This window comes from Bradyrhizobium sp. WSM4873 (assembly GCF_055811355.1).
The window spans coordinates 63,597-89,655 of sequence record NZ_JBVVPS010000031.1; the positions used below are offsets into that span (position 1 = coordinate 63,597).

Annotated in this window: 22 protein-coding genes and 1 pseudogene; 10 read left to right on the top strand and 13 right to left on the bottom strand. The window is 63.4% G+C overall.

Going from position 1 to position 26,059, the window contains the following annotated elements:
• Positions 1–90 precede the first annotated feature (90 nt).
• Positions 91–366 (bottom strand): hypothetical protein, encoded by a 276-nt coding sequence (locus tag AC0L21_RS30505; RefSeq protein ID WP_473265356.1) that lies wholly within the window; start codon positions 364–366, stop codon positions 91–93.
• 14 nt (positions 367–380) lie between these two features.
• Positions 381–1,445, bottom strand: coding sequence for a hypothetical protein (locus AC0L21_RS30510; RefSeq protein ID WP_473265358.1), 1,065 nt, complete (start codon positions 1,443–1,445; stop codon positions 381–383).
• Between the two features lie 115 nt (positions 1,446–1,560).
• Between AC0L21_RS30510 and AC0L21_RS30515 the strand changes: the two are divergent.
• Positions 1,561–1,774: pseudogene (locus AC0L21_RS30515) on the top strand (inositol monophosphatase family protein); the annotation flags it as partial.
• Positions 1,775–1,807: 33 nt separating this feature from the next.
• Here AC0L21_RS30515 and AC0L21_RS30520 read toward each other — a convergent pair.
• The 4 genes from AC0L21_RS30520 to AC0L21_RS30535 form a co-directional block, all read right to left on the bottom strand.
• Complete coding sequence (locus AC0L21_RS30520) at positions 1,808–2,935, bottom strand: AAA family ATPase (RefSeq protein WP_473265360.1); 1,128 nt, start codon at positions 2,933–2,935, stop codon at positions 1,808–1,810.
• 262 nt (positions 2,936–3,197) lie between these two features.
• Positions 3,198–6,350: a multidrug efflux RND transporter permease subunit gene (locus AC0L21_RS30525; protein ID WP_473265363.1), complete on the bottom strand. Its 3,153-nt coding sequence runs from the start codon at positions 6,348–6,350 to the stop codon at positions 3,198–3,200.
• Positions 6,351–6,356: 6 nt separating this feature from the next.
• Positions 6,357–7,547, bottom strand: coding sequence for an efflux RND transporter periplasmic adaptor subunit (locus AC0L21_RS30530; protein WP_473265365.1), 1,191 nt, complete (start codon positions 7,545–7,547; stop codon positions 6,357–6,359).
• 212 nt (positions 7,548–7,759) lie between these two features.
• Complete coding sequence (locus AC0L21_RS30535; RefSeq protein ID WP_473265367.1) at positions 7,760–8,779, bottom strand: SAM-dependent methyltransferase; 1,020 nt, start codon at positions 8,777–8,779, stop codon at positions 7,760–7,762.
• A 248-nt stretch (positions 8,780–9,027) separates the two neighbouring features.
• Between AC0L21_RS30535 and AC0L21_RS30540 the strand changes: the two genes are divergently transcribed.
• The 4 genes from AC0L21_RS30540 (at position 9,028) to AC0L21_RS30555 (ending at position 12,029) form a co-directional block, all read left to right on the top strand.
• Positions 9,028–10,053: a flagellar motor protein MotA gene (locus AC0L21_RS30540; RefSeq protein ID WP_473265369.1), complete on the top strand. Its 1,026-nt coding sequence runs from the start codon at positions 9,028–9,030 to the stop codon at positions 10,051–10,053.
• Positions 10,054–10,057: 4 nt separating this feature from the next.
• The gene (locus AC0L21_RS30545; protein WP_473265371.1) at positions 10,058–11,086 is read left to right on the top strand and encodes a peptidoglycan -binding protein; all 1,029 of its coding nucleotides are present in this window, start codon (positions 10,058–10,060) and stop codon (positions 11,084–11,086) included.
• 164 nt (positions 11,087–11,250) lie between these two features.
• The gene (locus AC0L21_RS30550) at positions 11,251–11,697 is read left to right on the top strand and encodes a GNAT family N-acetyltransferase (protein ID WP_473265373.1); all 447 of its coding nucleotides are present in this window, start codon (positions 11,251–11,253) and stop codon (positions 11,695–11,697) included.
• Positions 11,698–11,807: 110 nt separating this feature from the next.
• Positions 11,808–12,029: a hypothetical protein gene (locus tag AC0L21_RS30555; protein ID WP_473265375.1), complete on the top strand. Its 222-nt coding sequence runs from the start codon at positions 11,808–11,810 to the stop codon at positions 12,027–12,029.
• Between the two features lie 13 nt (positions 12,030–12,042).
• Here the strand turns inward: AC0L21_RS30555 and AC0L21_RS30560 are convergent, their stop codons facing one another.
• The 3 genes from AC0L21_RS30560 to AC0L21_RS30570 all read right to left on the bottom strand — a co-directional run bounded on the left by AC0L21_RS30560 (position 12,043) and on the right by AC0L21_RS30570 (position 15,178).
• Positions 12,043–12,213, bottom strand: coding sequence for a hypothetical protein (locus tag AC0L21_RS30560; protein ID WP_473265377.1), 171 nt, complete (start codon positions 12,211–12,213; stop codon positions 12,043–12,045).
• Between the two features lie 237 nt (positions 12,214–12,450).
• Positions 12,451–14,442 carry a hybrid sensor histidine kinase/response regulator gene (locus AC0L21_RS30565; protein ID WP_473265379.1) on the bottom strand — a complete coding sequence of 664 codons (1,992 nt, stop codon included), beginning with the start codon at positions 14,440–14,442 and terminating at the stop codon, positions 12,451–12,453.
• Positions 14,443–14,608: 166 nt separating this feature from the next.
• Positions 14,609–15,178, bottom strand: a complete 570-nt coding sequence (locus AC0L21_RS30570) for a bifunctional transcriptional activator/DNA repair enzyme AdaA (RefSeq protein WP_473265381.1) — start codon at positions 15,176–15,178, stop codon at positions 14,609–14,611.
• A 129-nt stretch (positions 15,179–15,307) separates the two neighbouring features.
• Here AC0L21_RS30570 and AC0L21_RS30575 point away from each other — a divergent pair, with 129 nt between their 5' ends.
• Complete coding sequence (locus AC0L21_RS30575; protein ID WP_473265383.1) at positions 15,308–15,727, top strand: nuclear transport factor 2 family protein; 420 nt, start codon at positions 15,308–15,310, stop codon at positions 15,725–15,727.
• 256 nt (positions 15,728–15,983) lie between these two features.
• On the opposite strand, the gene AC0L21_RS30580 is transcribed toward AC0L21_RS30575, so the two are convergent.
• Positions 15,984–17,810 carry an ABC transporter ATP-binding protein/permease gene (locus AC0L21_RS30580; RefSeq protein WP_473265386.1) on the bottom strand — a complete coding sequence of 609 codons (1,827 nt, stop codon included), beginning with the start codon at positions 17,808–17,810 and terminating at the stop codon, positions 15,984–15,986.
• A gap of 212 nt (positions 17,811–18,022) precedes the next feature.
• Here AC0L21_RS30580 and rpmE point away from each other — a divergent pair, with 212 nt between their 5' ends.
• The gene (rpmE, locus tag AC0L21_RS30585; RefSeq protein ID WP_007599895.1) at positions 18,023–18,250 is read left to right on the top strand and encodes a 50S ribosomal protein L31; all 228 of its coding nucleotides are present in this window, start codon (positions 18,023–18,025) and stop codon (positions 18,248–18,250) included.
• A gap of 236 nt (positions 18,251–18,486) precedes the next feature.
• On the opposite strand, the gene rcdA is transcribed toward rpmE, so the two are convergent.
• A complete protein-coding gene (rcdA, locus tag AC0L21_RS30590) occupies positions 18,487–18,996 on the bottom strand; it encodes a protease adaptor protein RcdA (RefSeq protein ID WP_007605503.1) in 510 nt (169 codons plus the stop codon).
• Positions 18,997–19,500: 504 nt separating this feature from the next.
• The gene (locus tag AC0L21_RS30595; RefSeq protein ID WP_473265387.1) at positions 19,501–19,692 is read right to left on the bottom strand and encodes a DUF1192 domain-containing protein; all 192 of its coding nucleotides are present in this window, start codon (positions 19,690–19,692) and stop codon (positions 19,501–19,503) included.
• 111 nt (positions 19,693–19,803) lie between these two features.
• Here AC0L21_RS30595 and AC0L21_RS30600 point away from each other — a divergent pair, with 111 nt between their 5' ends.
• Positions 19,804–20,802, top strand: coding sequence for an NAD(P)H-quinone oxidoreductase (locus tag AC0L21_RS30600; RefSeq protein WP_007605500.1), 999 nt, complete (start codon positions 19,804–19,806; stop codon positions 20,800–20,802).
• A 154-nt stretch (positions 20,803–20,956) separates the two neighbouring features.
• Positions 20,957–23,833 (top strand): EAL domain-containing protein, encoded by a 2,877-nt coding sequence (locus AC0L21_RS30605; protein WP_473265388.1) that lies wholly within the window; start codon positions 20,957–20,959, stop codon positions 23,831–23,833.
• Positions 23,834–23,998: 165 nt separating this feature from the next.
• Here the strand turns inward: AC0L21_RS30605 and AC0L21_RS30610 are convergent, their stop codons facing one another.
• Positions 23,999–24,262 carry a DUF7662 domain-containing protein gene (locus AC0L21_RS30610; protein ID WP_473265390.1) on the bottom strand — a complete coding sequence of 88 codons (264 nt, stop codon included), beginning with the start codon at positions 24,260–24,262 and terminating at the stop codon, positions 23,999–24,001.
• Between the two features lie 143 nt (positions 24,263–24,405).
• Between AC0L21_RS30610 and AC0L21_RS30615 the strand changes: the two genes are divergently transcribed.
• Positions 24,406–25,902, top strand: coding sequence for a sensor domain-containing diguanylate cyclase (locus tag AC0L21_RS30615; RefSeq protein WP_473265393.1), 1,497 nt, complete (start codon positions 24,406–24,408; stop codon positions 25,900–25,902).
• Positions 25,903–26,059 lie beyond the last annotated feature (157 nt).

A 26,059-nucleotide genomic window follows, 5' to 3' on the forward strand; every position in this document is an offset into this window, starting at 1 on the left:
CTCTCGGCACGACTTTCGCGGGGCACGACTCCGTTCGCCCAGGCATCGACTTCGGATCCCAGGCCGCAACAGTCCGGGGACGCGATCTCCCTAGCAGAAGCAGAACACGTCGTCCGGATCACAATCACAATTCGACAGTGATCGCGCGGACGGATGCGCGGCCAGCTTCTCGTGCTGAACGAGCTCCTTCAGCTTGTCGAAATTCTCCCGCTCGACGTGAACGAACACCGTCCTCCTGGTCTTTCCAACCGCCTTCTTGAAATGCTTCGACAACCCCGCCTTGCGGGCTGCTTTCTCCAGCTTCTCCAGCGTCTTCGCTTGGATATGAACCGGGGTCGCCACCGCTTTCCTTGCTTTCTTCGCCATCGATTCCTCCACTTTCACTGCTGAATGACGATTGTCGGCCTGAATATTTTCTGTAGCAGAAACTGCTCAACGGCCTTTGCCGCACCAAGCTCTGCTCGTCCTCCCGACGCGGTGATCAAATTGCCTGGGACCAAGCCTTCAAATAGCGCAGTGCGAACATTCTTGACTTCGGTCGAACCCAGCTTGTCGAGATAGAGCCCCATAGTGAGCTTGTGCGTGTCCCGGCGAGTCGCCGACACGCCGAGGGTTGCGTCGGACACCTGGAAGGCGGGTCCGAGCGGTGCGAAAACGACTTTAGGTGACGCCGTGCCCCCAATGGTGGTCTGGAATTCCAACTGATCGACCATCGTTGGAGGTCCACTGATGTTGATGAAATCCTTCGAGCCGTCTCCGGTGAGATTGCCGAAGAAGGCGAGCAACGTGAAGTCGTAGACCATTTTTTGGACACCGACTTTGCCATAAATCGGATAGATGATGTTCGCTTCGACGATGGAATTCTTGCAATAGGATTCCGGAACGTTCTTGATCAATGCATAGAAGGTGTCGGTGATCGTGAACGATCGTTCATTCTGTCGATATCTGTCAAAATTTGCCTTGAGGCCCAGCGACACCGATGTCGAGAGGGGTAGCGGTCGAATGAAATTGATCTCGGGATCGATATTGTTCTGCTCGTATCCGGTCAGGTCGAAATTATAGGCAATGCCTATACTGAGCATCACTTCGATAACATACCGCGCAAAGCCAGTGAGTTTTGTCGAATCGAATTTGGCGATCGAATCGTGATTGATTTCATAGTCGCGGGCGGCCTGCTGCCCTATCGCAAATGACCTATCATCGACCTTCTGGAAAATTCGACCATTCTGCCGGATTTCATGGTGATTGGTGTCGTCCGTAAGGTAAGTGAGGAGTCGATCGATAACCGCCTGCCGCGTCTCGCAACGGATTTGCCGAACGATATTGTAGGTCGAGATGTGAGCCGTATCGTCCGGCAGCGGATGAATAGCGCACCCGCTGATGATCAAAGCACAAAGCGCAATAGTAGTTGCACGCCGGCAATTCGCGAAAACTCGCGCCAACATAACCGCCCCCTAAAATTTCCCCGGAGCGATTATGCATGGAATCGAATCCACCGAAAGTTGAATCTTTGGCTCACGCCGCCCGCGAGCGATCCAGCACGAAGCCTGACCAACGTTGCTCGATCTCGCCTTCGTCGCCGCCGGCCGCCTCGACGGCTACTGGGAGCGCAATCTGCAATCCTGGTACATCGCGGCGGGTATGATCATGCTGCGCGAGGCGGGCGACACGATCAGCCACATCGACACGCCGGGCGATGCGCTGGTGACCTGCAATGTCGTGTGCGGCAATGAGTTCGTGCACGGGGGAATTGGCGAAGATTTTGCGGAAGTAGGACGCAGTAGCACGACGGCTCGATCTGCCGCGGCTACTCGTCGTCCTTGTCATCTTCATCGTCGCGATATTCACCGCCAATGGTCAGGCCCTCGATGGCTGTGGCGCCTTTCGACTTGATGACCCGGCGAAGCGGGACCGAACTCTCGCTTCGCAGCGCGTCCATCAGCTGTTCCGAATGGGTGACAATCCAGATGTCGGCGCGGCGTGATGCCTTGGCGATGAGCCGGGCCAGCGGCGCCAGCAGCGACGGATGCAGGCTGGTCTCGGGTTCGTTCAGCGCGATGAACGGCGGCAGCCGGTAACCCATGAACACCGCGAGCAGGCAGATGTATTTCAGCGTCCCGTCGGACAGTTCATGAGCCCTGAACGGCCGCGGCATATCCGGCAATTGCAGATCGAATTCACACCTGCCGTTTTGTTCCCATGCGCGGAGTTCGGCGCCCGGGAATGCATCCTGGATTGCGTCCTGCAAATTGTTGGCGTCTTCCCGAATGACATAGAGGGTCGCCAGGGTGGCAGCCAAATCGATGCCATCGGCGCTGAGCGAGGGCGTTGCGATCGCGAGACATGGCTTTCGTATCGGCGACGCCGGATCAGTGCGGAAGTCATGATAGAATCGCCAGCCCAGCATGGCATTTCTGATCAGGTCGATTTCCGGGCATTGCTTGCCATCGGAAAAAGCCGCAAGCGCGGTCTCTGATGGCAGCACCGCGTCCTTGTGCGCGTTCCAGGCGCCGCTCTCGCCGCGGACGCTGATGAGCGAATTGATCCGCTCCATCAGCTTGACGGTTCGTTTGCCGCGCGTCGTTTCGATGCTTTCGGCCTTGATCATCGGCTCGCCGGAAAACGCGGCCTGAAGCGGGCTCGGAAACCCGAGCTCGATGGAATAGCTCATGCTGTCGAATGTGGCGGACAGCCGCAGCCGCCCGTCTTCGCCCCGTTTGCGTAGGCCGGACCAGCAGACCGAATTCAATCCGCCTTCATCGGCGATCGTGCGGGTGATCTGACCGGTCGCCGCGTCGCGCAACAGCGACAAGGACTTGTAGAGATTGGACTTGCCGACTCCATTCTCGCCGACAAACACCGACAGGGGATGGATGGGTATGGAGAGCCGCCGAATGGAGCGATAGTTCGAGATCGCAATGTCAGTCGGACGCATCACATGCTCTCGATCGGCGGGCGCCTGTGCATTCGCGGGCAGAGTGCGAATACGTTGTTTCAATCCAGGGATGCAGTCTGGATTGAGGCCTCCGAGAAATCAAGCCGACCGATCGGGCGTTCAATGGCCGACTCTCACCAGCGCAAATCCGACTGTCATCATCCGCGAAGGCGAATGATCCAGTATTCCAGAGACGCCTGTTGAGTACGGAAAGGCCGCGGCGTACTGGATGCCCCGCCTTCGCGGGGCATGACACCTCACCTTACAGCTTGGCCGGCGCGGGCGGCCCATACATCTCGGCCTCTTTCGCCACCTTCTCCCGATCCCCGCCCAGCACGCGTTGCACCGAGACGAAGAACACCGGCACCATCAGCAGCGCCAGGATCACCACCGCGATCATGCCGCCCATCACGATGCTGCCGAGCGCCTGTTGGCTGGCGCCGCCGGCGCCATGGGCGATGGCCATCGGCAGCACGCCGCAGATGAAGGCGAGGCCGGTCATCAGGATCGGACGGAAGCGCAGGCGGCAGGCCTCGATGGTGGCGTCCACCAGAGGCTTGCCTTCTTTCCGCAGATCCTTGGCGAACTCGATGATCAGGATCGCGTCCTTGGCGGCGAGACCAATGATGGTGATCAGGCCCACGGTGAAATAGACGTCGTTGGGCAGCCCGCGCAGCATCGCCGCGACAACAGCGCCGACGATGCCGAGCGGCACGGTGAGCAGCACTGCGAGCGGAATGGTCCAGCTCTCGTACAGCGCGGCCAGACACAGGAACACCACGAACACCGAGAGCCCGAGCAGGAACGGCGCCTGCGAGCCCGACAGCTTCTCCTGGAGCGACTGCCCGGTCCATTCATAGCCGAAGCCGCGCGGCAGCTTGCCGGCGAGCCGTTCCATCTCGGCGATGGCATCGCCCGAGGTGAAGCCGGGTTTCGCCTCGCCCGAGATGCGCACCGCCGGATAATAGTTGAAACCGGTGATCTGCGTCGGGCCACGCGCCCATTCCACGGTGGCAAAGGACGAGAACGGCACGAGCTGGCCGCGGCTATTCTTGACGTTGTAGTTGAGGATGTCCTCGGTCCGCATGCGGTCGCGTGCATCGGCCTGCACCACGACGCGCTGCATGCGGCCGCGGTTCGGGAAGTCGTTGATGTAGTTCGAGCCGAGATTTGTCGAGATCGTATTGTTGATGTCCTCGAAGGTGACGCCGAAGGCGCCGGCCTTTTCGCGGTCGATCACGAGATTGACCACGCCGGCCTCGGGCAGGCCTTCGACATAGACCTTCTGAAGCACAGCGCTTGCGTTGGCCTCCGCGATCAACTGATCGGCGGCGCGCATCAAGGCCGGATAACCCTTCTGGCCGCGATCCTGGAGCCGGAACGAGAAGCCCGAGGAATTGCCGAGATTGTCGATCGGCGGCGGCTGCAGCGCGGAGATTTTTGCGTCGCGGATCGTCGACGACAGATCGCGGTTGATGTCGGTAACGATCGCCGCAGCGGAATCCTTCGGCCCGCGCTCCGACCAGTCCTTCAGGGTGATGAAGGCCTGCGCGGTGTTCATGCCCTGGCCGGAGAAGCTGAAGCCGGTGAGGAAGGTGACGTTGTCGACGCCCGGGCGCTGCGCCAGGTATTTTTCCACTTTCTCGATCACCGCCTCGGTCCGGCCGTAGGACGAATCCGACGGCGTCTGCACGTCGGTGGTGACGAAGCCCTGGTCGTCGACGGGCAGGAAGCCGCCGGGCAGATTGACGAAGGCCCAGGACAGGCCGGCGAGCAGCGCGACATAGACCAGCATCAAGCGGCCGGTGCGCTTCAGCGAGAAGCCGACGGTGCGGGAATAACCCTCCTTGCCGCCGTCGAGCATGCGGTTGAACCAGCCGAACACGCCCTTCCTGGCGTGACCGTGGCCGGCCGCGACGGGCTTGAGCAAGGTCGCACACAGCGCCGGCGTCAGCGACAGCGCCAGGAAGGCGGAGAAGCCGATCGCGGCGACCATGGTCACGGAGAACTGGCGGTAGATGATGCCGACCGAACCCGGGAAGAATGCCATCGGCACGAACACGGCCATCAAGACCAGCGTGATGCCGATGATGGCGCCGGTGATCTGCGACATCGCTTTCCGCGTGGCTTCCTTGGGCGGCAGCCCCTCCTCGGCCATGATGCGCTCGACGTTCTCGACCACGACGATGGCATCGTCCACGAGGATGCCGACCGCGAGCACCATGCCGAACATCGAGAGCATGTTGATGGAGTAGCCGGCGAGCAGCAGCGTGGTACAGGCGCCCAGCAGCGCCACCGGCACCACGATGGTCGGAATGATGGTGTAGCGGATGTTCTGCAGGAACAGGAACATCACCACGAACACCAGCACCACGGCTTCGACCAGCGTCGACAGCACCTTCTTGATCGAGGCCTCGACCACGGGCGTGATGTTGTAGGGGATCTCGTAGGAGATGTTGGCCGGGAAGAAGCGCGACAGCTCCTTCATTTTCTCTTCGACCGCGCTCGCGGTCGCCAGCGCGTTGCCGGTCGGCGACATCAGCACGGAGAGACCGGCGGTCGGCTTGCCGTCGAGACGGGTGTTGAACTGGTAGCTGAGGCCGCCGACCTCGATGCGCGCGACGTCGCGCAGCCGCACGGTCGAGCCGTCGGCATTGGCGCGCAGGATGATGGTGCCGAATTCGTCCGGGGACGAGAGCTGGCCCTTGACCAGCACCAGCGCGGAGGTGCGCTGGGTCGCGGTCGACGGCTCGGCGCCGATGCTGCCCGAAGCGACCTGTGCGTTCTGCGCGGCAATGGCCTTGTTGACGTCGTCGGCAGTCAGGCCATAGCCGACCAGCTTTGCCGGATCGACCCAGACACGCAAGCTGCGTTCGGTCGAATACAGCGTGGCGCGGCCGACGCCGGGGATGCGGCGGATCTCGCCGAGCACGTTGCGGATCATGAAATCGCCGAGGCCAACCTCGTCGAGGCTGCCGTCGGTCGAGTTCAGCGTGATGATCTGGAGCACCGCGCTGGAGGCTTCCTCGATCAGGATGCCCTGCTGGATCACGGCGCGCGGCAGCCGCGCCTCGACGCGCTTGATGCGGTTCTGCACCTCGACCGAGGCGGCGCTGGTGTCGGTGCCCGGCACGAAATTGGCGATGATCTCGACCTGGCCGAGCGAGTCGCTGGTCGATTCGAAATTGAGGATGCCGGAGGCGCCGTTGAGCTCCTCCTCGATCAGCCGCGTGACGCTGTTGTAGAGGTTCTCGGGCGAGGCGCCGGGATAGCTGGTCGAGATCGAAATCGAGGGCGGCGCGATGATCGGATACTGCGCGATCGGCAACAGCGGAATCGAAATTGCGCCGACCAGACAGATGAACAGCGCGACGACCCAGGCGAAGATCGGCCTGTCGATGAAGAAGCTCGCCATGATGCTTTACTGCATCATCTGTGCGCGTTGACTTTCCACGATGGCTTCGGCCTCGGCCCAGGATTGCGGCTTGACCTTGTCGCCAGCTGCGAACTTTTGGAAGCCTTCCACCACGACCCTATCACCGGCCTTCAGGCCCTCGGTGACGAACCAGAAGCCATCTTGCGCCGAACCGATGCGCACCGGTTGCACCGCGACGCGGTGATCGTCCTTGACGACGAAGACTTCGCTGCCGCCGCCGCCGTTGCGCTGGATCGCCTGCTGCGGCACCGCGATCGCGTCGCTGTCGATGCCCTGCTCGATTCGTACGCGAACGTACATGCCAGGCAGCAATTCACGTTTTGAATTGGGAAATTCACCGCGCAAGGTCACCTGACCGGTGTTGGCGTCGACCTTGGCATCGGAGAACAGGAGCTTGCCGTTCAGCGGATAGATCGTGTTGTCGTCGAGCACGAGACGCACCTTGACGGCACCGGGCGCAATACGTTCGAGATCGCCGCTCTCGAAGGCGCGGCGGAGCTGATTGAGCTCGTTCACCGACTGGGTGAAGTCGGCGTAGATCAGATCGAGTTGCTGAATGGTGGCCAGATTGGTCTCGTTCTGGACCACGAGCGCGCCCTCGCTGACCAGGGCCGCACCGACAACGCCGTCAATCGGCGCGCGCACGGTGGCGTAGTCGAGATTGAGCTTTGCGCGCGCGAGGTCGGCCTTGCGGCCCTCGACCTCGGCATGAGCCTGTCGCTCGGCCGCGATCGCCTTCTCGTTCTCGGCTTCGGGCGCGGCGCGCTGGCTGGTGAGCGTGGCGATGCGGCGCGCCTGTTGCTGGGACTGCATCAGCCCAGCCTCCGCTTTGGCGAGCGCGGCTTCGTTGGCCGATACCTCGACCTCGAACGGGCGCGGATCGATACGGTAGAGCGGATCGCCCGCTTTCACTTCGCTGCCCTGATGGAACAGGCGCTCAACCACGATACCCGAAACCCGGGGCCGAACATCGGAGACCCGCGTCGGCGCGATCCGGCCAGGGAGTTCCCGCACCACCGCGCGCGGCTGCGGTCTTACGGTCACCACGCTGACGTCGGGTTCGGTCGGTTGCGCCTGGACGATCGCAGAGTTTGATTCATCGCAGCCCGCAAGAAGCGGTGCCGCGACCGCGAGCATTATGGCCATGCAGGCGGATCGCGCGTGAAGTGCTGACATAAGGGTAGTCGCCCCGTTCTATCGCTGGTCTTCCGAAGAAGTTCCGGACAGTCTGATTTGAAAAAGAAAATAATCGGTGTTTGCTGCGACGCAATGAGAGCTTGGGCGGCTCATTGTCACACGAGCTATCCCGTTCAAAAAACGAGTGTTTCGGAAAGTCACCGGATCGTGAATCGAGTTCCCTCGCGGCGTGCTGCGACGGAACAGCGCAATTACCCCGCCGCCTTCATCCGATAGTGGCTAACGCCCCACTCGGTTCCATCGGCGTAGCCGAACAGGCCGGAGGTCGCGAGAAAGAACCAGCGCCAGCGCCGCATTCGCTGGCCGGTCTCCTCGCCATGGATGTTGCGCAAGGCCGCCTCGATGGCATCGCGACGCACGTCGAAATTGGCGAGCCAATCGTTGGCGGTGCGCTGATAATGCGTGCCGCTCCAGCACCATTCCTTCTCGACCGTGAAGATATCGTCGAACTGCCTGACGAGGTGATGGCTCGGCATCAGCCCGCCCGTGGAGACGTGCTGCGCGATCCAGTCGTCGCGATCGGCCCGGTCGAACAGGTGGGAGCCAGAGCGATGGGCGACGATGTGCATGAAGAACCGCCCCTCCGGCGCGAGCCACGCGCGCAGGCGCGTCATCAGCTTGCGCCAGTTCATCACATGCTCGAACATCTCGACCGAAACGATGCGGTCGAATTGCCCGTCGGGCGCGAACACGTTGATGTCCGCCGTGACCACGCGCAGGTTGAGGAGACCGCGCAGCCGCGCCTCTTCTTCGATATAAGTGCGCTGCGCCTGCGAGCTCGACACCGCCGTCACCTTGGCGTGCGGAAACTGCCGCGCCATCCACAGCGACAGCGAGCCCCAGCCACAGCCGAGCTCGAGGATGGTCTGGCCGTCGGCGAGAGCGGCATGCTCGGCGGTCTGGCGCAACGCCTCCTCCTCGGCCTCCTGCAAGGTGGTCGCGTCGGTCTTGTAGAAGCAGCAGGAGTATTTGCGGTTGGGACCGAGCACCTTCGCAAAGAACGAAGCGGGCACCTCGTCATAGCCGACATCCGGGTCCTCGGCGATCGGCCGCAGCATCATCCGCCCGGCGAAGGCGGCATCGTCGGCCCCGCCCAGCGCGGACAGCCGCGTCACCGTGCGCGAGCACAGGCGCTGGATCGCCGCGCGGATCACGACATCAGGCAGCGGCACCCGTTCGGCAGTCCCGATGATTGCGGACACGACGCTCATGCGACGACTCCGTCTTTGGGCGGCAGATCTTGGGCGGAAGATCTTGGGCGCCAGATCTTGGGCGGCAGGGGAAAAAGTACGACTTGAACCTGTGGAATGCCGAGGATTAGGAAAGTACGTCCGTACCAAAGCCCCGTTTCAGCTCTGGGTTCCCCAGCTCTCCCCGAAATCGGCGCATCCGGCGCTTTTTTTGGGCTGGCGCTGTGCCATAGTGCGCCCCGCAAGCAAGTTAACGGATGATACCGGCCATGCCGCCAGGCGCCTCGCCCCGCTCTTCCCTCGACATCGAATACACCAAGCTTTCTTCGCCCAGCGTCTTTTTGGTGCGGATGCTGGTCTTCCTGGTGCTCTGCGCCCTGGTGGGAGTGGTGCTCTACAAGCAGATCATCCAGGCCTTCTTCGCCAATCCCGGGCTTAATGCCCTGATCGGCGGCGTACTGTTCATCGGCATTATCCTGGCCATCCGCCAGGTGATCCGGCTGTATCCCGAAGTCTCCTGGGTCAACAATTTCCGCATCGCCGATCCTGGCCTTGCGCCCGCCCGTCACCCCAAGCTGCTGGCGCCGATGGCGATGATTCTCGGCGGCGAGCGCACCGGGCGGATGTCGATCACCCAGACCACCATGCGGCACCTGCTCGATTCAATCGCGACCCGCCTCGACGAGGCCCGCGACATCTCCCGCTACATGACCGGGCTTCTGGTCTTCCTCGGCCTGCTCGGCACCTTCTGGGGCCTGATCGAGACGGTCGGCTCGGTCGGCAAGGTGATCGACGGGCTCAAGGTCGGGGGCGATTCCGGCGCCCTGTTCGACACGCTGAAGGAGGGGCTGGCCGCCCCGCTCGGCGGCATGGGCATCTCGTTCTCGAGCTCCCTGTTCGGCCTCGCCGGCTCGCTGATCCTGGGCTTTCTCGACCTGCAATCGAGCCAGGCGCAGAACCGTTTCTACACCGATCTCGAAGACTGGCTTGCCACCACCGTGCGCGAATATGGCAGTGGCGAAGTAGCTGTCGCCGCCAGCGGCAGTGGCGGCGGCATTGCCAGCGGCGAGCTTCAGGCTGTCGTCGAGCGCTTGCGCACGGTGCTCGAGGAAGGCAGCGGCAGCCGCGGCACCACTGCGGCGATGGCGAGCCTTGCCGAAGCCATCCAGGCGCTGGTCTCGCATATGCGCACCGAGCAGCAGATGATCCGTGAATGGGCCGACGGCCAGGGCGAGCAGAACCGCGAGATCCGGCGCCTGCTGGAGCGCATCGCGCGTCAGCCCGAGAAGGGTTAGCGACATGGCACTGGCGCGCGGCCGCCGCGGCGATACCTCCTTCAACTACTGGCCCGGCTTCGTCGACGCGCTGTCGACGCTGGTGCTGTCGATCGTGTTCCTGCTGTCGGTGTTCCTGGTCGTGCAGTTCTTCCTGTCGCAGGAGGTCACCGGAAAGGACAAGGCGCTGGAGCTGCTCAACGCCAAGATCGCGCAGCTCAACGAATTACTGTCGCTGGAGAAGCTCGGCAAGCTCACGCTCGACGACCAGGTCTCGTCGCTGAAAGCCGGCCTCGCCTCGGCCGAGAGCGAGCGCGACCGCATCAAGGGCCTCTATGAGGGGCTCGCCGCGGCCGGCAACGATGCGCAAGGCAAATCCTCCGAGCTCGGTAAGGCCTTGGACTCCGAGAAGGCGGTTTCGGCGCGTGCGCTGGCGCAGATCGAGGTGCTGAACCAGCAGATCAGCGCGCTGCGGCGGCAATTGGCGGCGCTGGAGGAAGCGCTCGACGCCAGCGAGAAGCGCGACAAGGAATCGCAAAACCGAATTGCCGATCTCGGGTCTCGCCTGAATGTCGCCCTGGCGCAGCGCGTGCAGGAATTGTCGCGCTACCGTTCGGAATTCTTCGGCCGCCTGCGCGCGATCCTCGGCAACCGCCCCGACATCCGCATCGTCGGCGACCGCTTCGTGTTCCAGTCCGAAGTGTTCTTCGACACCGGACAGGCGGTGCTGCTGCCCGAAGGCCGCGCCGAGCTCGACACGCTCGCGACCGCGCTGATCGACCTCGACAAGAAGATCCCGAACGAGATCCCCTGGGTGCTGCGCGTTGACGGTCATACCGACGTACGTCCGGTCAACGGTCCGAACTTCAAGTCGAACTGGGACCTCTCGGCCGCCCGTTCGATCTCGGTGGTGCAGTACCTGATCTCGCTCGGCGTGCCCGCCCAGCGTCTCGTCGCCGCCGGCTTCGGCGAATTCCAGCCGCTCGACACCGCCAACACCGAGGAAGCCTACAAGCGCAACCGGCGCATCGAGCTGAAGCTGACGGAGCGGTAGGTGGGATTAGCTCAACGCTCATCCCAGCGTCACGGCCGGGCTCGTCCCGGCCATCCACGTTCTTCGGTCCGCGCCGGAACAAAGACGTGGATGCCCGGGCATAGGCGAGCGGAAGCGACGCCGTCCTTCGGACGGCTATGCCCGGGCATGACGGCCATGGTAAAATGACCGCCCTCCACCTCCGCCCTTACCGTCCCGAGGACGAGGCCGCGGCGATCGACCTCTGGCATCGCACCTGGCAGCAGGCCTATCCGCACATCGACTTCGCGGCCCGCCTGGACTGGTGGCGCGAACGCTGGCGTAGGGATCTGGTGCCAAAGGCTTCGATCGTGGTCGCGGAGCAGGACGGCGCACTCACCGGCTTCGTCACCATCGACGGCGCCGGCTATCTCGACCAGCTCGTGGTCGATCCCGCGCATTGGGGCTCGGACGCGGCGCGGCTGCTGGTGGAAGAGGCCAAGCGCCTGTCGCCCGCGGGCGTGACGCTGCTCGTCAACAAGGACAACAGCCGCGCCATCCGCTTCTACGAGCGCAACGGCTTTGCGCATGCCGGCGACGAGGTGAACCCGACCTCGGGCCGGCCCGTGCTGAAGATGGAATGGCGGCCTTAATTCTGGTGGGCTTGATTCTTGCGGGCGTGACGCCCGTCACGTCGGGATCCCGGGACGCCGGCTATTTGTTCTGCTCGGAAGTTGCGCCGGCAAGCGGATGGAGATGCCCCATGAAACTGAGCGATCTGGCCAAGGGGTCTTCGGTCCTGCTCGGCGTCATCGTCGCCGGATATGTCTCGACCAGCTATGTCGACCAGCGCCTCGCCACGCCGGTCAAGACCACGAGTGCTCCGACGAATGGCCTTGGGGCATCGGCCTGTGTCGATGAGGACGGGAGCTGGAAGAACTGGCCCTGGCCGAACGTGCCGGCGCTGTCGCCGAAGTGCCGATAAGCGGTGCTGTTCGTCAATTCGCTGCCATGTGCTCTCGGTTCAAGCGGAGTTCGAGATCGAACTGCCAGCTTTCGGCCTGGCGGATCGCGCGGTGGCTGTCTTCGCGAAGCCGGATCGACTCCTCGATCGCTCGCTGCGCCCGCTCTAAAAGCTCGAGGGTTTCCTTGCTGAATGGCTGGGCCATGAGGCGCACTCCCGTTGAGGCGGGAGCACAAATCATCTCTCAGGCACCGACGCCTACGGACGAGCCTTTGGCCGGCGATACCTGATTAGGCGCCACATCTGGTGGAACTGCAAGGTTCATACACGCGGCTCAGGGGCGGGCTGCCCTATCCGAAATTCCGGAAGCCTACGATTGCGCGCGCATCTGTGGCGGAACTAACCTCTTCAAATCGTCAAGACGCTCGATCTGAGGCCTAGTTCATTCGTTCTGGTCGAGAATCTCTCGCACCCTCAGTGCAAGCTTCGCTTGGGAAATCGGCTTCTCCAACAGATTGACGCCTTCATCAAGCCTTCCCTGGTGCACGACGGCATTACGCGAATACCCGGTCATGTACAGGATTTTCAGCTCCGGTCGAATTTGGTGCGCGCGCCTGCCAAGTTCGCGACCATTGATCCCCGGCATGACCACGTCGGTGAGAAGAAGATCCACCTTCGACTCGTCCTGCAGGAGAATGGTCAGGGCCGCTTGGGCGCTGCGGGCCGAGAGGACACGGTAGTTGAGATCACGAAGGACGTCAGAAATATAGACGCGCAGATCTTCATCATCCTCGACCACGAGAATGGTCTCGAATATCTCACCCTCGGCGAGCTCCTCAGGTGCCACTTCCTCATGTCGGACACTGCCGGTGAAGCGCGGGAAATACATCTTGATCGTCGTGCCTTGCCCCACCTCGGTATAGATTTTTGCGTGGCCTCCGGATTGTTTGACGAAGCCATAGACCTGACTTAGCCCAAGCCCGGTGCCGTGGCCCGGCTCCTTCGTGGTGAAGAAGGGCTCAAACGCGTGATTGAGAACGTCCCGCGACATTCCGACGCCTGTGTCAGTCACGCAGATAGCGACGTACTGACCGGGCGCCAATTCCGGATTGAGCCGACAGTAATCCTCGTCGGCGGCGATGTTGGCAGCTTCCAGAGTCAGCTTTCCACCGTCAGGCATGGCGTCGCGAGCGTTGATTGCCAGGTTGACGATGGCCGACTCCAGATGATTGGCATCGGCTTCAATTTGCCACAGACCCGCACTTCCGACCGTTTGGACTTCGATGCTCTCCCCCAGCGTACGCTGGAGGAATTCCTGCAGACCATTGACGTAGTTGTTCACGTTGATCGGCTTGGGATCGAGCGCCTGTCGTCGCGAAAATGCCAACAAGCGACTGGTCAACGCCGCGGCTCTCTGCGCGCCTCGTTTCGCGTTTGCGAGCGCCCGGTTCAGATTGGCTCCGGGCGCCTTGGCGTGCCGCTCAGCTGTTTCGAGATTGCCAAGGACGATCATCAGCAGATTGTTGAAGTCGTGCGCGATTCCGCCGCTGAGTTGCCCCACCGCTTCCAGCTTTTGGGATGCGGCGAGTTGCTCCTGAACGTGTTTGAGTTCGTCCTCGGCGCGCTTCCGGTCCGTAACGTCGCGCGTGACCTTGGCAAACCCGACGATGTTGCCGGCCTCGTCCGTAATGCGATCGATGATGACCGACGCCCAAAAGCGGGAGCCATCTTTTCGCAGGCGCCACCCTTCCGCTTCAAACCGCCCATGCTCCGCCGCCTCTAAAAGCGCACGCTTGGGCACACCGAGTTCGATGTCCTCGGGCGTGTAAAAAGCGCTGAAATGCCGGCCAATGATCTCCGGCGGCGCGTAACCCTTGATTCGCTCCGCACCGGGATTCCAGGTTGTCACGTTGCCGAGCGGATCGAGCTGAAAGATCGCGTAATCGACCACCGCCTCGATCAGCTGACGGTAGCGCCGCTCGCTGTGGAGAAGCTCTTCATGGGCTTGCTGACGCTCGGTTACGTCTCGCGTGACCTTGGCGAAGCCGATCAGCTCACCAGCCTCGTTGCGGACGGCATCGATGATGACCGATGCCCAGAAACGGCTTCCATCCTTGCGGACTCTCCATCCCTCGGCGCTGAAGCGGCCTGCTTGCGCTGCGACGCTCAAGGCGCGCTCCGGGAGCCCTTTGGTGCGATCGTCGGGCGTATAGAAGGACGCGAACGACTTGCCGATGATTTCGTCCGGCGTGTAGCCCTTCAGCCGCTGCGCGCCGGAGTTCCAGCTGCGGACGGTGCCGTCTATGTCGATCATGTAAATGGCGTAATCAACGATCGCATCGATGAGCAGTTGAAGTCGCGCGGTATCGTCGATCCCGTCAAGTTTTGACTGAGGGGTCTGCAAATGGCCGGCTCCGATGAGGGGGGACAACATACAACTGCAAAGTCACTACATCGTTCCGCGCTCTGGCTGCCGCCCTTTGCAATTCGACTTTCGCTTTGTGGGACTGGAGTCCGCTAAGGCGGTTGTCAGACTTCAGAAAAAGCTGATGAGCACGTCGGCTAAGGCTACAAGCTGACCAACGTTGGCAATGCCTGTCTCACGCGGATACTTTACGACGCTGGCGAATGCTGGACGGAGAGCGTCCATAGAGCTCGCGAAAGGCGGCGTTGAACCGGCGCACGCTGCCAAAGCCGGACCGGTAGGCGATCTGGGCAAATTGATCATTCGTCTCGTCCATTAGGCGCTTCGCCCGCTGTACACGCATGGTCTTTGCTACCTGCTGGGGGCTGGCCCCGACATACCGCTCGAACAGACGCGCAAGATGGCGCGAGCTTACCCCGAGCCGATCGGCGAGTGCAGCAACCGAACCGTCGTCCAACGCGCCACCATCGATCAATTTCAAGGCGCGCGCGACTGTCGAGCGCGTGCCATTCCAGGCAGCACAGAAGGGCGCGGTCTCCGGACGGCAACGCAAGCAAGGCCGATATCCTGCGGCCTCGGCGGCCGCCGCAGTTTGATAGTAGGCCACGTTACGGGTCAACGGCTGCTTCACCGGGCAAACCGGACGGCAGTAGATTCGCGTGGTCCTCACTGCCGTGTAGAAGCGGCCGTCATAGCGCGGATCACGCTGCAAGCGCGCGGTGTTGCATACCTCAAAACTGAGCATGACTCATTTTAGCGTAGACCGCCGCCAAAAGAATAGCCCTGAGATGATCAGGTCCGATTCCGGCCAGCGATGTCGATGCGCTCTTCCTATAAGAGAGCCCAGATCCGCTGAGCACTTGGAGAAGAAGAAATGAACAGCACGAATCCTAAAGAGATCGTCATCAATGCCTGGAAGACTTTCAAAACCCGTGATGCCGGCTTGATCGCGGAGCTGTTTACTCCCGATGCCGAATGGATCGCGCCGGCCGGAAACGCCACCGCAGTCGCTCTCAAGCACACCGACCACATGATTGGACCGGATCAAATCGCACGCTTCATTGCCGCGGAAATGCACCATCTGTTCTCGAACGTCGAGATCACGTTTCTGGGCCTTCATGCCGATGGTAACACTGTGGTGGTCGAGGAGCGGATGCGGGCCACTCTTCCTGGAGGCAAGCCCTACGAGAATGACTATTGCTTCGTCTTCGTCCTTTCGGGCGACCGCATCAAGCTGGTTCGCGAATATATGGACACCCGAAAGGGCTGGCAGATGATCTTCGAGCCGCTTTGAAAACTGCTTTGGGACACAAACCGACGTCTATCGGCGGAAGCCAATGGAGTCGGAGTCCGTTCGACTGCACGGCGGTAGCGAAGGGAGACGATGTCGCGCGAAGCGCCTACCAAAACCTCCGCTGTCATTCCCCGCGGAGGCGGGGAATCCAGTACGCCGCGGCTTATCGATTGATCACTTCCGTGTCGGAGTACTGGATCACCCGCTTTCGCGGGTGATGACCTGTGAGTGGAGCGGCGTTCCAAGCGCCCTCGCCTCACGCCCCCTCGAACTGCAACCGCGCCAGCCTGGCATAAAGCCCGTTCGCAGCAACCAGCTCCGCATGCGTGCCCTGCTCGACGATCCGGCCCTGGTCCATCACCAGGATGCGGTCGCAGGACAGCACGGTGGCGAGGCGGTGCGCGATGACGAGCGTGGTGCGGTGGCGCATCAGCTCTTCCAGCGCGGTCTGCACCAGCGTCTCGCTTTCGGCATCGAGCGCGGAGGTGGCTTCGTCCAGCAGCAGCAGCGGCGCATCGCGCAGGATGGCGCGGGCGATCGCGATGCGCTGGCGCTGACCGCCTGACAGCGTCACGCCGCGCTCGCCGAGCGGGGTGTCGAAACCTTCGGGCAGGCGGCGGATGAACTCGGCGGCGTGCGCGAGCTCGGCGGCGCGCTCGACCTCGGCGTCGGTGGCATCGGGCCGGCCGAAGCGGATGTTGTCGCGGGCGCTGGCCGCGAACACGTTGGATTCCTGCGGCACCAGCGCGATGCGCGAACGGAAGTCACGCGGATCGGCGGATTTGACCGGCACGCCGTCGAGCGAGATCGCGCCGCTGCGCGGATCGTAGAAGCGCAACAGCAGATGAAAGATCGTGCTCTTGCCGGCGCCGGAGGGACCGACGATGGCGACCTTCTCGCCGGGGCGCACGGTGAACGAGACGGCATCGAGCACGTTGACGTCGCGCCGCGCCGGATAGGCGAAGCTGACCTGGTCGAAGCCGACTTCGCCGCGCGCCGGCACCGGCAGCGCGCGCGGCGAAGTGGGCGCGGTGATGTCCGGCTGCACATGCAGGATCTCGAACAGGCGCTCGGCAGCGCCTGATGCCGCCGAGATCTCGCCCCAGACCTCGCTGAGCTGGCCGAGGCCGGCCGCGGCGAAGGCCGCATAGAGCACGAACTGGCCGAGCCGGCCCGGCGTGATGGTGCCTGTGAGCACGTCGTGCGAGCCGATCCAGAGGATCGCGACCACGCTGGCGAACACGATGAAGATGATGATGGCGGTGAGCACGGCGCGCGCCTGCGTGGACGTGCGCGCGGCTTCATAGGCCTGCTCGACCTCGCCGCCGAAACGCTTCTCGGCGAGGCTCTCGCTGGTATAGGCCTGCACGGTGCGGATCGCACCGACCAGCTCGCTCGCATAGGCGGAGGCCTCGGCCAGCGTGTCCTGCGCATTGCGCGATAGCCGCCGCACCCAGCGCCCGAAGGCGACCAGCGGCAGCACGATCAGGGGGATGGCCAGCAGCACGAAGCCGGATAGCCGCGGGCTGGTGATCACCATCATCGCGGCAGCGCCGAAGAACATCATCAGGTTGCGCAGCGCAATCGAGACCGAGGCGCCGACGGAGGATTTGATCTGGGTGGTGTCGGCGGTCAGGCGCGACACCAGCTCGCCGCTGCGCGCGGAATCGAAGAAAGCCGGCGACAGCGACAGCAGATGAGCAAAGACGTCGCGCCTGAGATCGGCGACGATGCGCTCGCCGATCGTCATCACGAGGTAGTAGCGCGCGGCGCTCGCCAGCGCGAGCACGGCGACGACGGCGATCATCACCGAGAAGTAGCTGTTGATCAGCTCGATGCCCTCGGGCGTCAGGCCGAAATCGATCATCCTGCGCACCGCGACCGGCACCAGCAGGGTGGTCAGCGCCGCGATCGTCAGCGCCACGAAGGCCAGCGACGCCCGGCCGCGATAGCGCGCAACATAGGGCGCGAGCGCCAGCAGCGGCCGCAGCTTCGCGCGGCTTTTCGCCGGCGCCTCGATCAGGTCGGCCTCGATCGACGGGGCTTCCGCGGGCCCGGTTTCAAGCCGTTCAACTGCGCTCATGAGATCCGACCAAAAGACAAAGAGAGGTGCTCCGCTCCAGATAGGCCGGGCGAGCGGGAGTGGCAAATCCGGGATGTCCCTTAGGGGGCCGCCCGGTCCCCACCTAAGGCCCTGCAATGGCTTGTTTTACAGGGCCTCGTGGGGTATAGACCGCGCCAAATCCGTCATTCGATAGCCACTCAAGTGAGGCGCCGGGGCGCCGAGGAATTGCCATGAAAGCCGAAATTCACCCGAACTATCATACGATTAAGGTCGTGATGACCGACGGAACCGAGTACCTGACCCGCTCCACCTGGGGCAAGGAAGGCGACACGCTGAACCTCGACATCGACCCCAAGTCGCACCCGGCCTGGACCGGCGGCAACGCGCAGCTGATGGATCGCGGCGGCCGCGTCTCGCGCTTCCAGAAGAAGTTTTCGGGCTTTCTCAAAAAGGATTGATCCGGCCCCTCAAGGCTGGAGACGAAAACGCCCCCGGAGAGCCGGGGGCGTTTTTTGTTTTGGGGAGCTACCGTCGCATCGCTACCAGACCCGTCATCCTTAGGTGGGAGTGGCGCGATGCAAAGCATCGCGCCGAGAGCCTCGAAGGATGGATGGCCGAGATGCAGCCGGGCCGTCGCCCTTCGAGGGCCGCTGAAGAAGCGGCCACCTCAGGGTGACGGTTTTGAGTTGAGCGCTTACCGCTCGAACGCCGCCTTCAGCGCGTTGAGGTGCGGCACCAGCGGATTGCCGATCGAGGAATGATCGACCGGCGGCGTGTGGATGGTGGTGTCCAGGCGGCGCACACGGGTCTGGAGGCTCATCGAGCGATGGATCAGATCCTGGAGCTGCGACGGCAGCTTCTCGATGGTGTCGGTCGAGCCGGGATCGGCGGCGGAGAGCTTGACCTTGGTCTTTTCGCGATTGGCCTGGCCCAGCGTCATCTCGCCTTCCTTCACGGCGCGGTGCAGCAGCAGCCACGAGGCGAGCTGCATCAGGCGGGTGGTCAGGCGCATGCTCTCGGTCGCATAGGTGAGGCTGACGGCACGATCGAGCGCCTTGGCCTCGGTGCGGCCGGCGCCATCGAGATAGGCGGCGGTCTCCTCGACCAGGTCCATGCCCTCGCGGAACAGGACGCCGAACGCCGCAGAATTGGTGAACCGCTCGCTGAGTTGAACGAGAGCGCCCTCGGCTTGCAAACGTTCCATGGTTAACGCCCCTTACGCAACTGTCTGACTGCCCGGCTTTGGCGCCGGCTTATGATGAACAAATCATTGCGCGGGCGAGACGCCGAGTCCAGTGACAAGCGCGGATATGGTTTCCGCGGGTCTTTGCCCGGAATTCAATCCGGGCGAGCCTCAAAAAGGTGGGGCTGGGCGCAAAAAAAGAGCCGCCGGAAAACCGGCGGCTTTGAAAGTTGATAACAGGGAGGCGTCAAACAGAGTGGACAGGAGCCACTCGGTGTCCAAACAAGGACAGTTCCAAGTCATAAACTCGAAAGCTTAATGTGGAGTAAACGAGCGATTATTTTGAGGGTTCGTTAGCCATGTCGGTCAGTGGCCGAGTGGGCGGTGGAACAATCAACCCGTCATGCCCGGGCTTGTCCCGGGCATCCACGTTCTTTCTTTCGGCGAGACATCGAGAACGTGGATGGCCGGGACAGGCCCGGCCATGACGCGGTGGAAGCAGCGCGCGCTTCCCCTTCCAATGCTCTACGACTTGAAGACGCTGTTCGCCGCGTCGCGCGAGGCGCGCTTTTTTGTTGTGGCTTCTTCCAACCTTGAGATCTCGCCCTTGAGCAGCGCGATGCGCTCGGTCAGTTCCTCCACTGACAAGAGTGAGAGATCCTGTCCGATGTCATGGCTGATCTTCTTGCGCGGACGGTCGTCGTCTTCCATCGCCATCCTTGTTCCTCCTGCGTTCGCATCACAAGCGGCTGAGGCGGTTGCCAGCCTGCATTGCGCTGGCTAAGCAATGGCCTCGTTCCATCCCGCACCTTTGCTCAAGGACACATCATGGACAAGCTGCCCGCGCAAATGACCGTGGTCGCCATCTCGAAACCTGGCGGACCGGAAGTGCTGGTGCCGGAACAGCGGGCGCTGCCGCAGCCCGGGCCCGACGAGATCCTGGTCAAGGTGCAGGCCGCCGGCGTCAACCGGCCGGACGTCGCGCAGCGCTCCGGCGCCTATCCGCCGCCGCCCGGCGCCAGCGACCTGCCCGGCCTCGAGATCGCCGGCGAAGTGGTGGCCGTCGGCAGCAACGCCAAGCGGCACAAGATCGGCGACAAGGTGATGTCGCTGGTCGCCGGTGGCGGCTATGCGCAGTACTGCATTGCCCAGGACGGTCAGGCGATGAGCGTGCCTCCGTCGCTGTCGATCAAGGAAGCCGGCGCACTGCCGGAAACGCTGATGACGGTCTGGCACAACGTGTTCGAGCGCGGCGGCCTGAAGGCCGGCGAGACGCTGCTGATCCACGGCGGCTCTTCCGGCATCGGCACCATGGCGATCCAGCTCGCCAAAGCGTTCGGCGCGAAGGTGATCGTCACCGTGGGATCGCAGGACAAGATCGATGCCTGCCTCAAGCTCGGCGCGGATCGGGCCATCAACTACAAGACGGAAGACTTCGTCGCCGTGGTCAAGGCGGAGACCAACAATGCCGGCGCCAATCTGATCCTCGACATGGTCGCCGGCGACTATGTCGATCGCAACTATGACGCCGCCGCGCTCGACGGCCGCATCGTGCAGATCGCAACCCTCAACGGGCCCAAGGTCACCGTCAACATCGCCAAGGTGATGGTGAAGCGCCTCACCCATACCGGCTCGACGCTGCGCCCCCGTAGTAATGCGGACAAGGCGGCGATGGTGGCCGCGATCGAGGCGAAAGTGATGCCGCTTTTGCGCGAAGGCCGGGTCAAGCCGCTGATGGACAGCACTTTCCCGCTGGAAAAGGCATCCGACGCGCACCGGCGGATGGAGACCTCGGCACATATTGGCAAAATTGTGTTGGAGGTCTAGGCCAGCGGCCCACAGGGCAAGCCGGAAACCCTTTGATTTTCCTTGCTTTCGTGGCATCTATCGCGACGCACCGAACCCCCTTGTTCCGTTCGGAAAACGCCGTGCACCGAAGAGCCTGCACCGAAGAGTTTGCGTCGAACGCGGAGAACTGACCTTGCGTCTGATCAGGTGCCTCGCGCCCATAGCGCTGGGCCTCATGATTCTCGTCTGCGCGTTCCCGGCGCGCGCGCTCGACGCTGTCAGCGTCCGCGGTGACGCGCCCGCGATCGACCTCACCGGCGTGCTCGAGCATCAGCGCAGCGACGCCGACCGCATCCAGGTCTCCACCGCGCCCGGCACCGACGGCATCGTCCGCCGCATCGAGGTGCGCGCCCGCGAAGGCGGCCAGAACTGGGTGGTGTTCGCGCTCGCCAACAACACCGACGACCAGCTCGACCGCCTGATCGTCGCCCCGCATTACCGCATCGTCTCCTCGGGGCTGCTCTGGCCCGATCTCGGGCTGTCGCGCATCGCGACTATCACGCCCTCGATCGGCGACCGGCCGGAGCGGCAGGAGAGTCCGACCGCCGACGTCTTCCGCATCACCCTCGATCCCGGCGCCGTCGTCACCTTCGTCGCGGAACTGCGCACCGACAAGCTGCCGCAGCTCTATCTGTGGGAGCCTGAATCCTACAAGGACAAGGTCAACTCGTTCACGCTGTACCAGGGCATCGTGATCGGCATCTCCGGCTTGCTGGCGCTGGTGCTGACCATCCTGTTCGTGGTCAAGGGCAGCATCATGTTCCCGGCCGCCGCGGCGCTGGCCTGGGCGGTGCTGGTCTATATCGGCGTCGATTTCGGCTTCTGGGGCAAGGTGCTCGACATGTCGAACAACGCCGAGCGCATCTGGCGCGCGGCGGGCGAGGCGATCCTGGCGGCGACGCTGCTGGTGTTCCTGTTCGCCTATCTCAATCTCAGTCGATGGCACGTGCGCTATTCGCACATCACGGTGGGCTGGCTCGCGTTCCTGGGATCACTGGTGGCGCTGGCCCTGTTCGACCCCGCGGTGGCCTCCGGCATCGCGCGCATCTCGCTGGTGCTGATTGCCTTCGCAGGCTTCGCGCTGATCGTCTATCTCTCCACCCACGGCTTCGACCGCGCGGTGCTGCTGATTCCGACCTGGTTCCTGCTGGTGGTCTGGGTGGTCGCGGCCGGCATGACTGTCGCAGGCTCCGTCACCAACGACATCGTCGGCCCGGCGCTACTCGGCGGCCTCGTGCTGATTGTGATGCTGATCGGCTTCACGGTGATGCAGCATGCCTTCGCCGGCGGCGGCGCCACCACCGGCGTCGTCTCCGACATCGAGCGCCGCGCGCTGGCGCTGGCCGGTTCCGGCGATTTGATCTGGGACTGGGACGTTTCCGCCGACAAGGTCTTCACCAGCCCCGAGACCGAGGCCCTGCTCGGCCTCAAGCGCGGCACGCTGGAAGGCCCGGCCGCCTCCTGGCTGGAAGTGCTGCACCCGCTCGACCAGGACCGTTTCCGCGCCGCGCTCGACAGCGTGCTCGACCAGCGCCGCGGCCGCCTGGTGCAGGATTTCCGCCTGCGCACGCCGGACGGTCACTTCATGTGGTTCGCGCTGAAGGCGCGCCCGGTGGTCGGCTCCGACGGCGAGGTCTCGCGCGTGGTCGGCACCCTCACCGACGTCACCGAGCTGCGCAACGCCGAGGAGCGCCTGCTGCACGATTCCGTGCATGACAATCTCACCGGCCTGCCCAACCGCAAGCTGTTCATGGACAGGCTCGGCGCCGTCGCGCATTTCGCCAAGACCATGCCGACGTTGCGGCCGACGCTGATGGTGATCGATCTCGACCGCTTCAAGCAGGTCAACGATTCCGTCGGCATCGCCGTCGGCGATTCCATCCTGCTGACGCTGGCCCGCCGCCTCACCCGCATCCTGAAGCCGCAGGATACGCTGGCGCGGCTCGCCGGCGACCAGTTCGGCCTGATCCTGCTCTCGGAGCAGGACCCCGCCCGCATCACCGCCTTCGCCGAGACCATCCGCAAGACCATCCGCGCGCCGATCGCCTTCAACGAACGCGAAATCTTTCTCACGGCCTCGATCGGCCTCGCCTTGTCCGATCCGCAAGTTCAGCTCACGGACGAGATCATCAAGGACGCCGAGCTTGCGATGTATCACTCCAAGCGCATCGGCGGCGACCGCATCGACGTCTACAAGTCCGCGATGCGTGCGCGAAAAACCGACCGGCTGACGCTGGAGAGCGAATTGCGCCGCGCCATCGAGCGGCAGGAGCTCACGATCCTGTACCAGCCCATCGTGCGGCTCGAAGACCGTTCGGTGGCCGGCTTCGAGGCGCTGGTGCGCTGGGATCATCCCAAGCTCGGACGCATGGCGCCGTCGGAATTCATCACCATCGCGGAAGAGACCGGCCTGATCATCGACCTCGGCATGTTCGTGCTCGACCAGACCGCCAAGCAGCTCTCGATCTGGCAGCGCGCGATGCGCTCGCGCGAGCCGATCTTCGCATCGGTCAACGTCTCCTCGCGGCAATTGCTGCGCCACGACCTGATCCACGACATCCGCACCGTGCTGTCGCGCTCCTCGGTCGCGCGCGGCACGCTGAAGCTGGAACTGACGGAATCGCTGGTGATGGAGAATCCGGAGCATGCGGCGCAGATGCTGACGCGCATCCGCGAGCTCGGCACCGGGCTGTCGCTCGACGATTTCGGCACCGGCCATTCGTCGCTGGCCTATCTGCAGCGCTTCCCGTTCGACACCATCAAGATCGACCAATCCTTCGTGCGCACCACCAACCGCGGCACCCGCCCGGTGATCCTGAAGTCCATCATCGCGCTCGCGCACGACCTCGGCATGGACGTGGTCGCCGAAGGTGCCGAGACCGATTCCGACGCGGTCGAGCTCTACCAGATGGGCTGCGAATATGCGCAAGGGTTTGCCTTCGGCGAACCCATGGATGCCGACGCCGCGATGCGCCTGCTCACGGAAGTGCGCTTGGAAGCGGCGAGCTAGCTCTTCTTTCCCTCTCCCCTTGAGGGAGAGGGTCCGCTCGCAAAGCGAGCGGGGGTGAGGGGTATCTCTCCCCGAACGCTACTCTCTTAATTGCGGATGCAACCCCTCATCCGGCGCTTCGCGCCACCTTCTCCCACAAGGGGAGAAGGGAAGAGAGCGCACGCGCTATCGCCGCCGGTCACTCTTGCGCTTCGTGAACCGCACGCTCGCACCGTCCGGCATCCGCGTCGCCACAAAGCCCGCGGCGAGGCAGGCTTCGCGCTGCGGCATCTGGATGTCCGGGCTGCGCAGGCTGTCCCACCATGAGGCACGATTCGCCGCGCGCGGCAGGGCCGCGCCGATGATCTCTTCGATCTGTTCATAGGTCAGCACGAATTCCGCCTGCTTCTGCCGCATCAGATAATCGCGCAACGCGTCGTAGTCGTTCACCGCTGTCCTCTTCGCTGTCGAAGCCCCGCTTTGCCCAAAAACGTGAGCCGCGGAAACCAATTTTTAACTCATTCCGGCAGCGCCGTCCCGGCTTAAACACTGCTCAAGCTTTCGGGCGCATTCACTAATGTCGGGAGCAAACGATGTTGTCTCGATGGCGCGACGTCACGGCCCGCCGGCCATGGCGGCTTTCGGCGAAGCTGCTGATCATCTCGTCCGTGGTGACGGTGATCGGCTTTTCCGCCATTTGCGTCAACGTCATGCTGGACATGCGCCACGGCGAGGAGGCGCTCGCCCGTCAGACGCTGGAAAACCTGGCGACGACCATCGAATCCGACATCAGCCGCAACATCGAGATCTACGATCTGGCGCTCAAGGCGGTCGCCAGCAACATGCTGCTGCCGGAAATCGCCACGGTCTCGAAGCCGATCCGTCACCTCATCCTGTTCGACCATTCGACCACGGCGCGGCATTTCGGCGCGATCCAGGTGTTCGACGCCGACGGCCGGCTGACCATCGACGCCTCCACGCTCGATCCCGTTGTCGTGAACCGGAGCGACGAGGATTACTTCAAGGCCCATCGCGACAATCCGGACGCGGGCCTCTTCATCAGCCGGCCCATGCTGTTCCGCGGCGCTTATTCGATCGTGCTGAGCCGGCGCATCAGCGACACCGACGGCGGCTTCCTCGGCGTCGTCGCCGGATCGATCCGCTTCAGCTATTTCCACCAATTGTTCGAGCGGCTGAGCCTCGATCCCGACGACACCATCACCGTGCTCAGGCGCGACCGTACCGTCATGATGCGGCGGCCGTTTGATCTCGACGTGATCGGCACGAATCTGGCCGCCCGGCCGGTCTGGAAGGCCGAAAATCTGAAGGTCGGCGGCGCATTCGCCGGACAGGGGCCGATCGACGGCACGCCACGGCTCTATGTCCGCAGTAGTGGGACCAGCCCGCTATTCGTGGTGGCGGGCAAGCCACTGAGCGCCGTGTTCGAACTCTGGCAGAGGGAAGCCTATCGCATCGGCGCCGTGGTGCTGGCGCTCAGCCTGTTCATGCTGGCATCGACGCTGGTGCTCGCGCGCGAGATCGGCCGGCGCGCCGAGGCCGAGCGCAAGCTCGAGGAGATGGCGACGACCGACGCGCTCACCGGCCTGAAGAACCGCCGCAAGTTCGACCAAGTCATCGACGTGGAATGGCGCCGCGCGATGCGGCAGCAGACGCCGATCGCGCTCTTGATGATCGATGCCGATCACTTCAAGGCCTACAACGACACGTTCGGCCATCAGGCCGGCGACCAGGTGCTGGTCGGCATCGCCATCTGCATTTCCGATTCGGTGAGCCGCGCAGGCGACTGCGCCGCGCGCTATGGCGGCGAGGAATTCGCCGTGCTGCTGCCGGGTACTTCGGTCACCGACGCCCTTCAGGTGGCCGAGAATATCCGCGCCAAGGTGCAGGGCTGGTCCGACGACCACACGAGCTCGACGGTCTCCTGCGGCATCGCGAGCCTCGTTCCGACCACGGGCATGGACTGGTCGCTGCTGGTCGCCGCCGCCGACAAGGCGCTCTACGCTGCAAAAGCCGGCGGCCGCAACCAGTCGGTGGTCGCAAGCCTGCCGAAGCTGTCGCTGGTGGCTTAGATCTCGGCATTGGAGCGTGTCGCTCGCCACAACTTCCGTGTCGTCCCGGCCCCCCGTGCGCAATTGCGCACGAAGGGCGGGCGGACGCGGCCCAACGGGGCCCGTCGGTGTATTAAAACGGCGCAAGACCCAAACCCCCCACCCGCGCGGGGCGCCG

Excerpts from the sequence above, each read along its gene's own strand:
- AC0L21_RS30550 (WP_473265373.1), top strand. The coding sequence starts at position 11,251 with ATGACCGCCCTCCACCTCCGCCCTTACCGTCCCGAGGACGAGGCCGCG.
- AC0L21_RS30575 (WP_473265383.1), top strand. The coding sequence starts at position 15,308 with ATGAACAGCACGAATCCTAAAGAGATCGTCATCAATGCCTGGAAGACT.
- AC0L21_RS30595 (WP_473265387.1), bottom strand. The coding sequence starts at position 19,692 with ATGGCGATGGAAGACGACGACCGTCCGCGCAAGAAGATCAGCCATGAC.
- AC0L21_RS30600 (WP_007605500.1), top strand. The coding sequence starts at position 19,804 with ATGGACAAGCTGCCCGCGCAAATGACCGTGGTCGCCATCTCGAAACCT.
- AC0L21_RS30525 (WP_473265363.1), bottom strand. The coding sequence starts at position 6,350 with ATGGCGAGCTTCTTCATCGACAGGCCGATCTTCGCCTGGGTCGTCGCG.
- AC0L21_RS30530 (WP_473265365.1), bottom strand. The coding sequence starts at position 7,547 with ATGTCAGCACTTCACGCGCGATCCGCCTGCATGGCCATAATGCTCGCG.
- AC0L21_RS30560 (WP_473265377.1), bottom strand. The coding sequence starts at position 12,213 with ATGGCCCAGCCATTCAGCAAGGAAACCCTCGAGCTTTTAGAGCGGGCG.
- AC0L21_RS30540 (WP_473265369.1), top strand. The coding sequence starts at position 9,028 with ATGCCGCCAGGCGCCTCGCCCCGCTCTTCCCTCGACATCGAATACACC.
- AC0L21_RS30510 (WP_473265358.1), bottom strand. The coding sequence starts at position 1,445 with ATGTTGGCGCGAGTTTTCGCGAATTGCCGGCGTGCAACTACTATTGCG.
- AC0L21_RS30555 (WP_473265375.1), top strand. The coding sequence starts at position 11,808 with ATGAAACTGAGCGATCTGGCCAAGGGGTCTTCGGTCCTGCTCGGCGTC.
- AC0L21_RS30545 (WP_473265371.1), top strand. The coding sequence starts at position 10,058 with ATGGCACTGGCGCGCGGCCGCCGCGGCGATACCTCCTTCAACTACTGG.
- AC0L21_RS30520 (WP_473265360.1), bottom strand. The coding sequence starts at position 2,935 with ATGCGTCCGACTGACATTGCGATCTCGAACTATCGCTCCATTCGGCGG.
- AC0L21_RS30535 (WP_473265367.1), bottom strand. The coding sequence starts at position 8,779 with ATGAGCGTCGTGTCCGCAATCATCGGGACTGCCGAACGGGTGCCGCTG.
- rpmE (WP_007599895.1), top strand. The coding sequence starts at position 18,023 with ATGAAAGCCGAAATTCACCCGAACTATCATACGATTAAGGTCGTGATG.
- AC0L21_RS30570 (WP_473265381.1), bottom strand. The coding sequence starts at position 15,178 with ATGCTCAGTTTTGAGGTATGCAACACCGCGCGCTTGCAGCGTGATCCG.
- AC0L21_RS30580 (WP_473265386.1), bottom strand. The coding sequence starts at position 17,810 with ATGAGCGCAGTTGAACGGCTTGAAACCGGGCCCGCGGAAGCCCCGTCG.
- AC0L21_RS30505 (WP_473265356.1), bottom strand. The coding sequence starts at position 366 with ATGGCGAAGAAAGCAAGGAAAGCGGTGGCGACCCCGGTTCATATCCAA.
- AC0L21_RS30615 (WP_473265393.1), top strand. The coding sequence starts at position 24,406 with ATGTTGTCTCGATGGCGCGACGTCACGGCCCGCCGGCCATGGCGGCTT.
- AC0L21_RS30565 (WP_473265379.1), bottom strand. The coding sequence starts at position 14,442 with ATGTTGTCCCCCCTCATCGGAGCCGGCCATTTGCAGACCCCTCAGTCA.
- rcdA (WP_007605503.1), bottom strand. The coding sequence starts at position 18,996 with ATGGAACGTTTGCAAGCCGAGGGCGCTCTCGTTCAACTCAGCGAGCGG.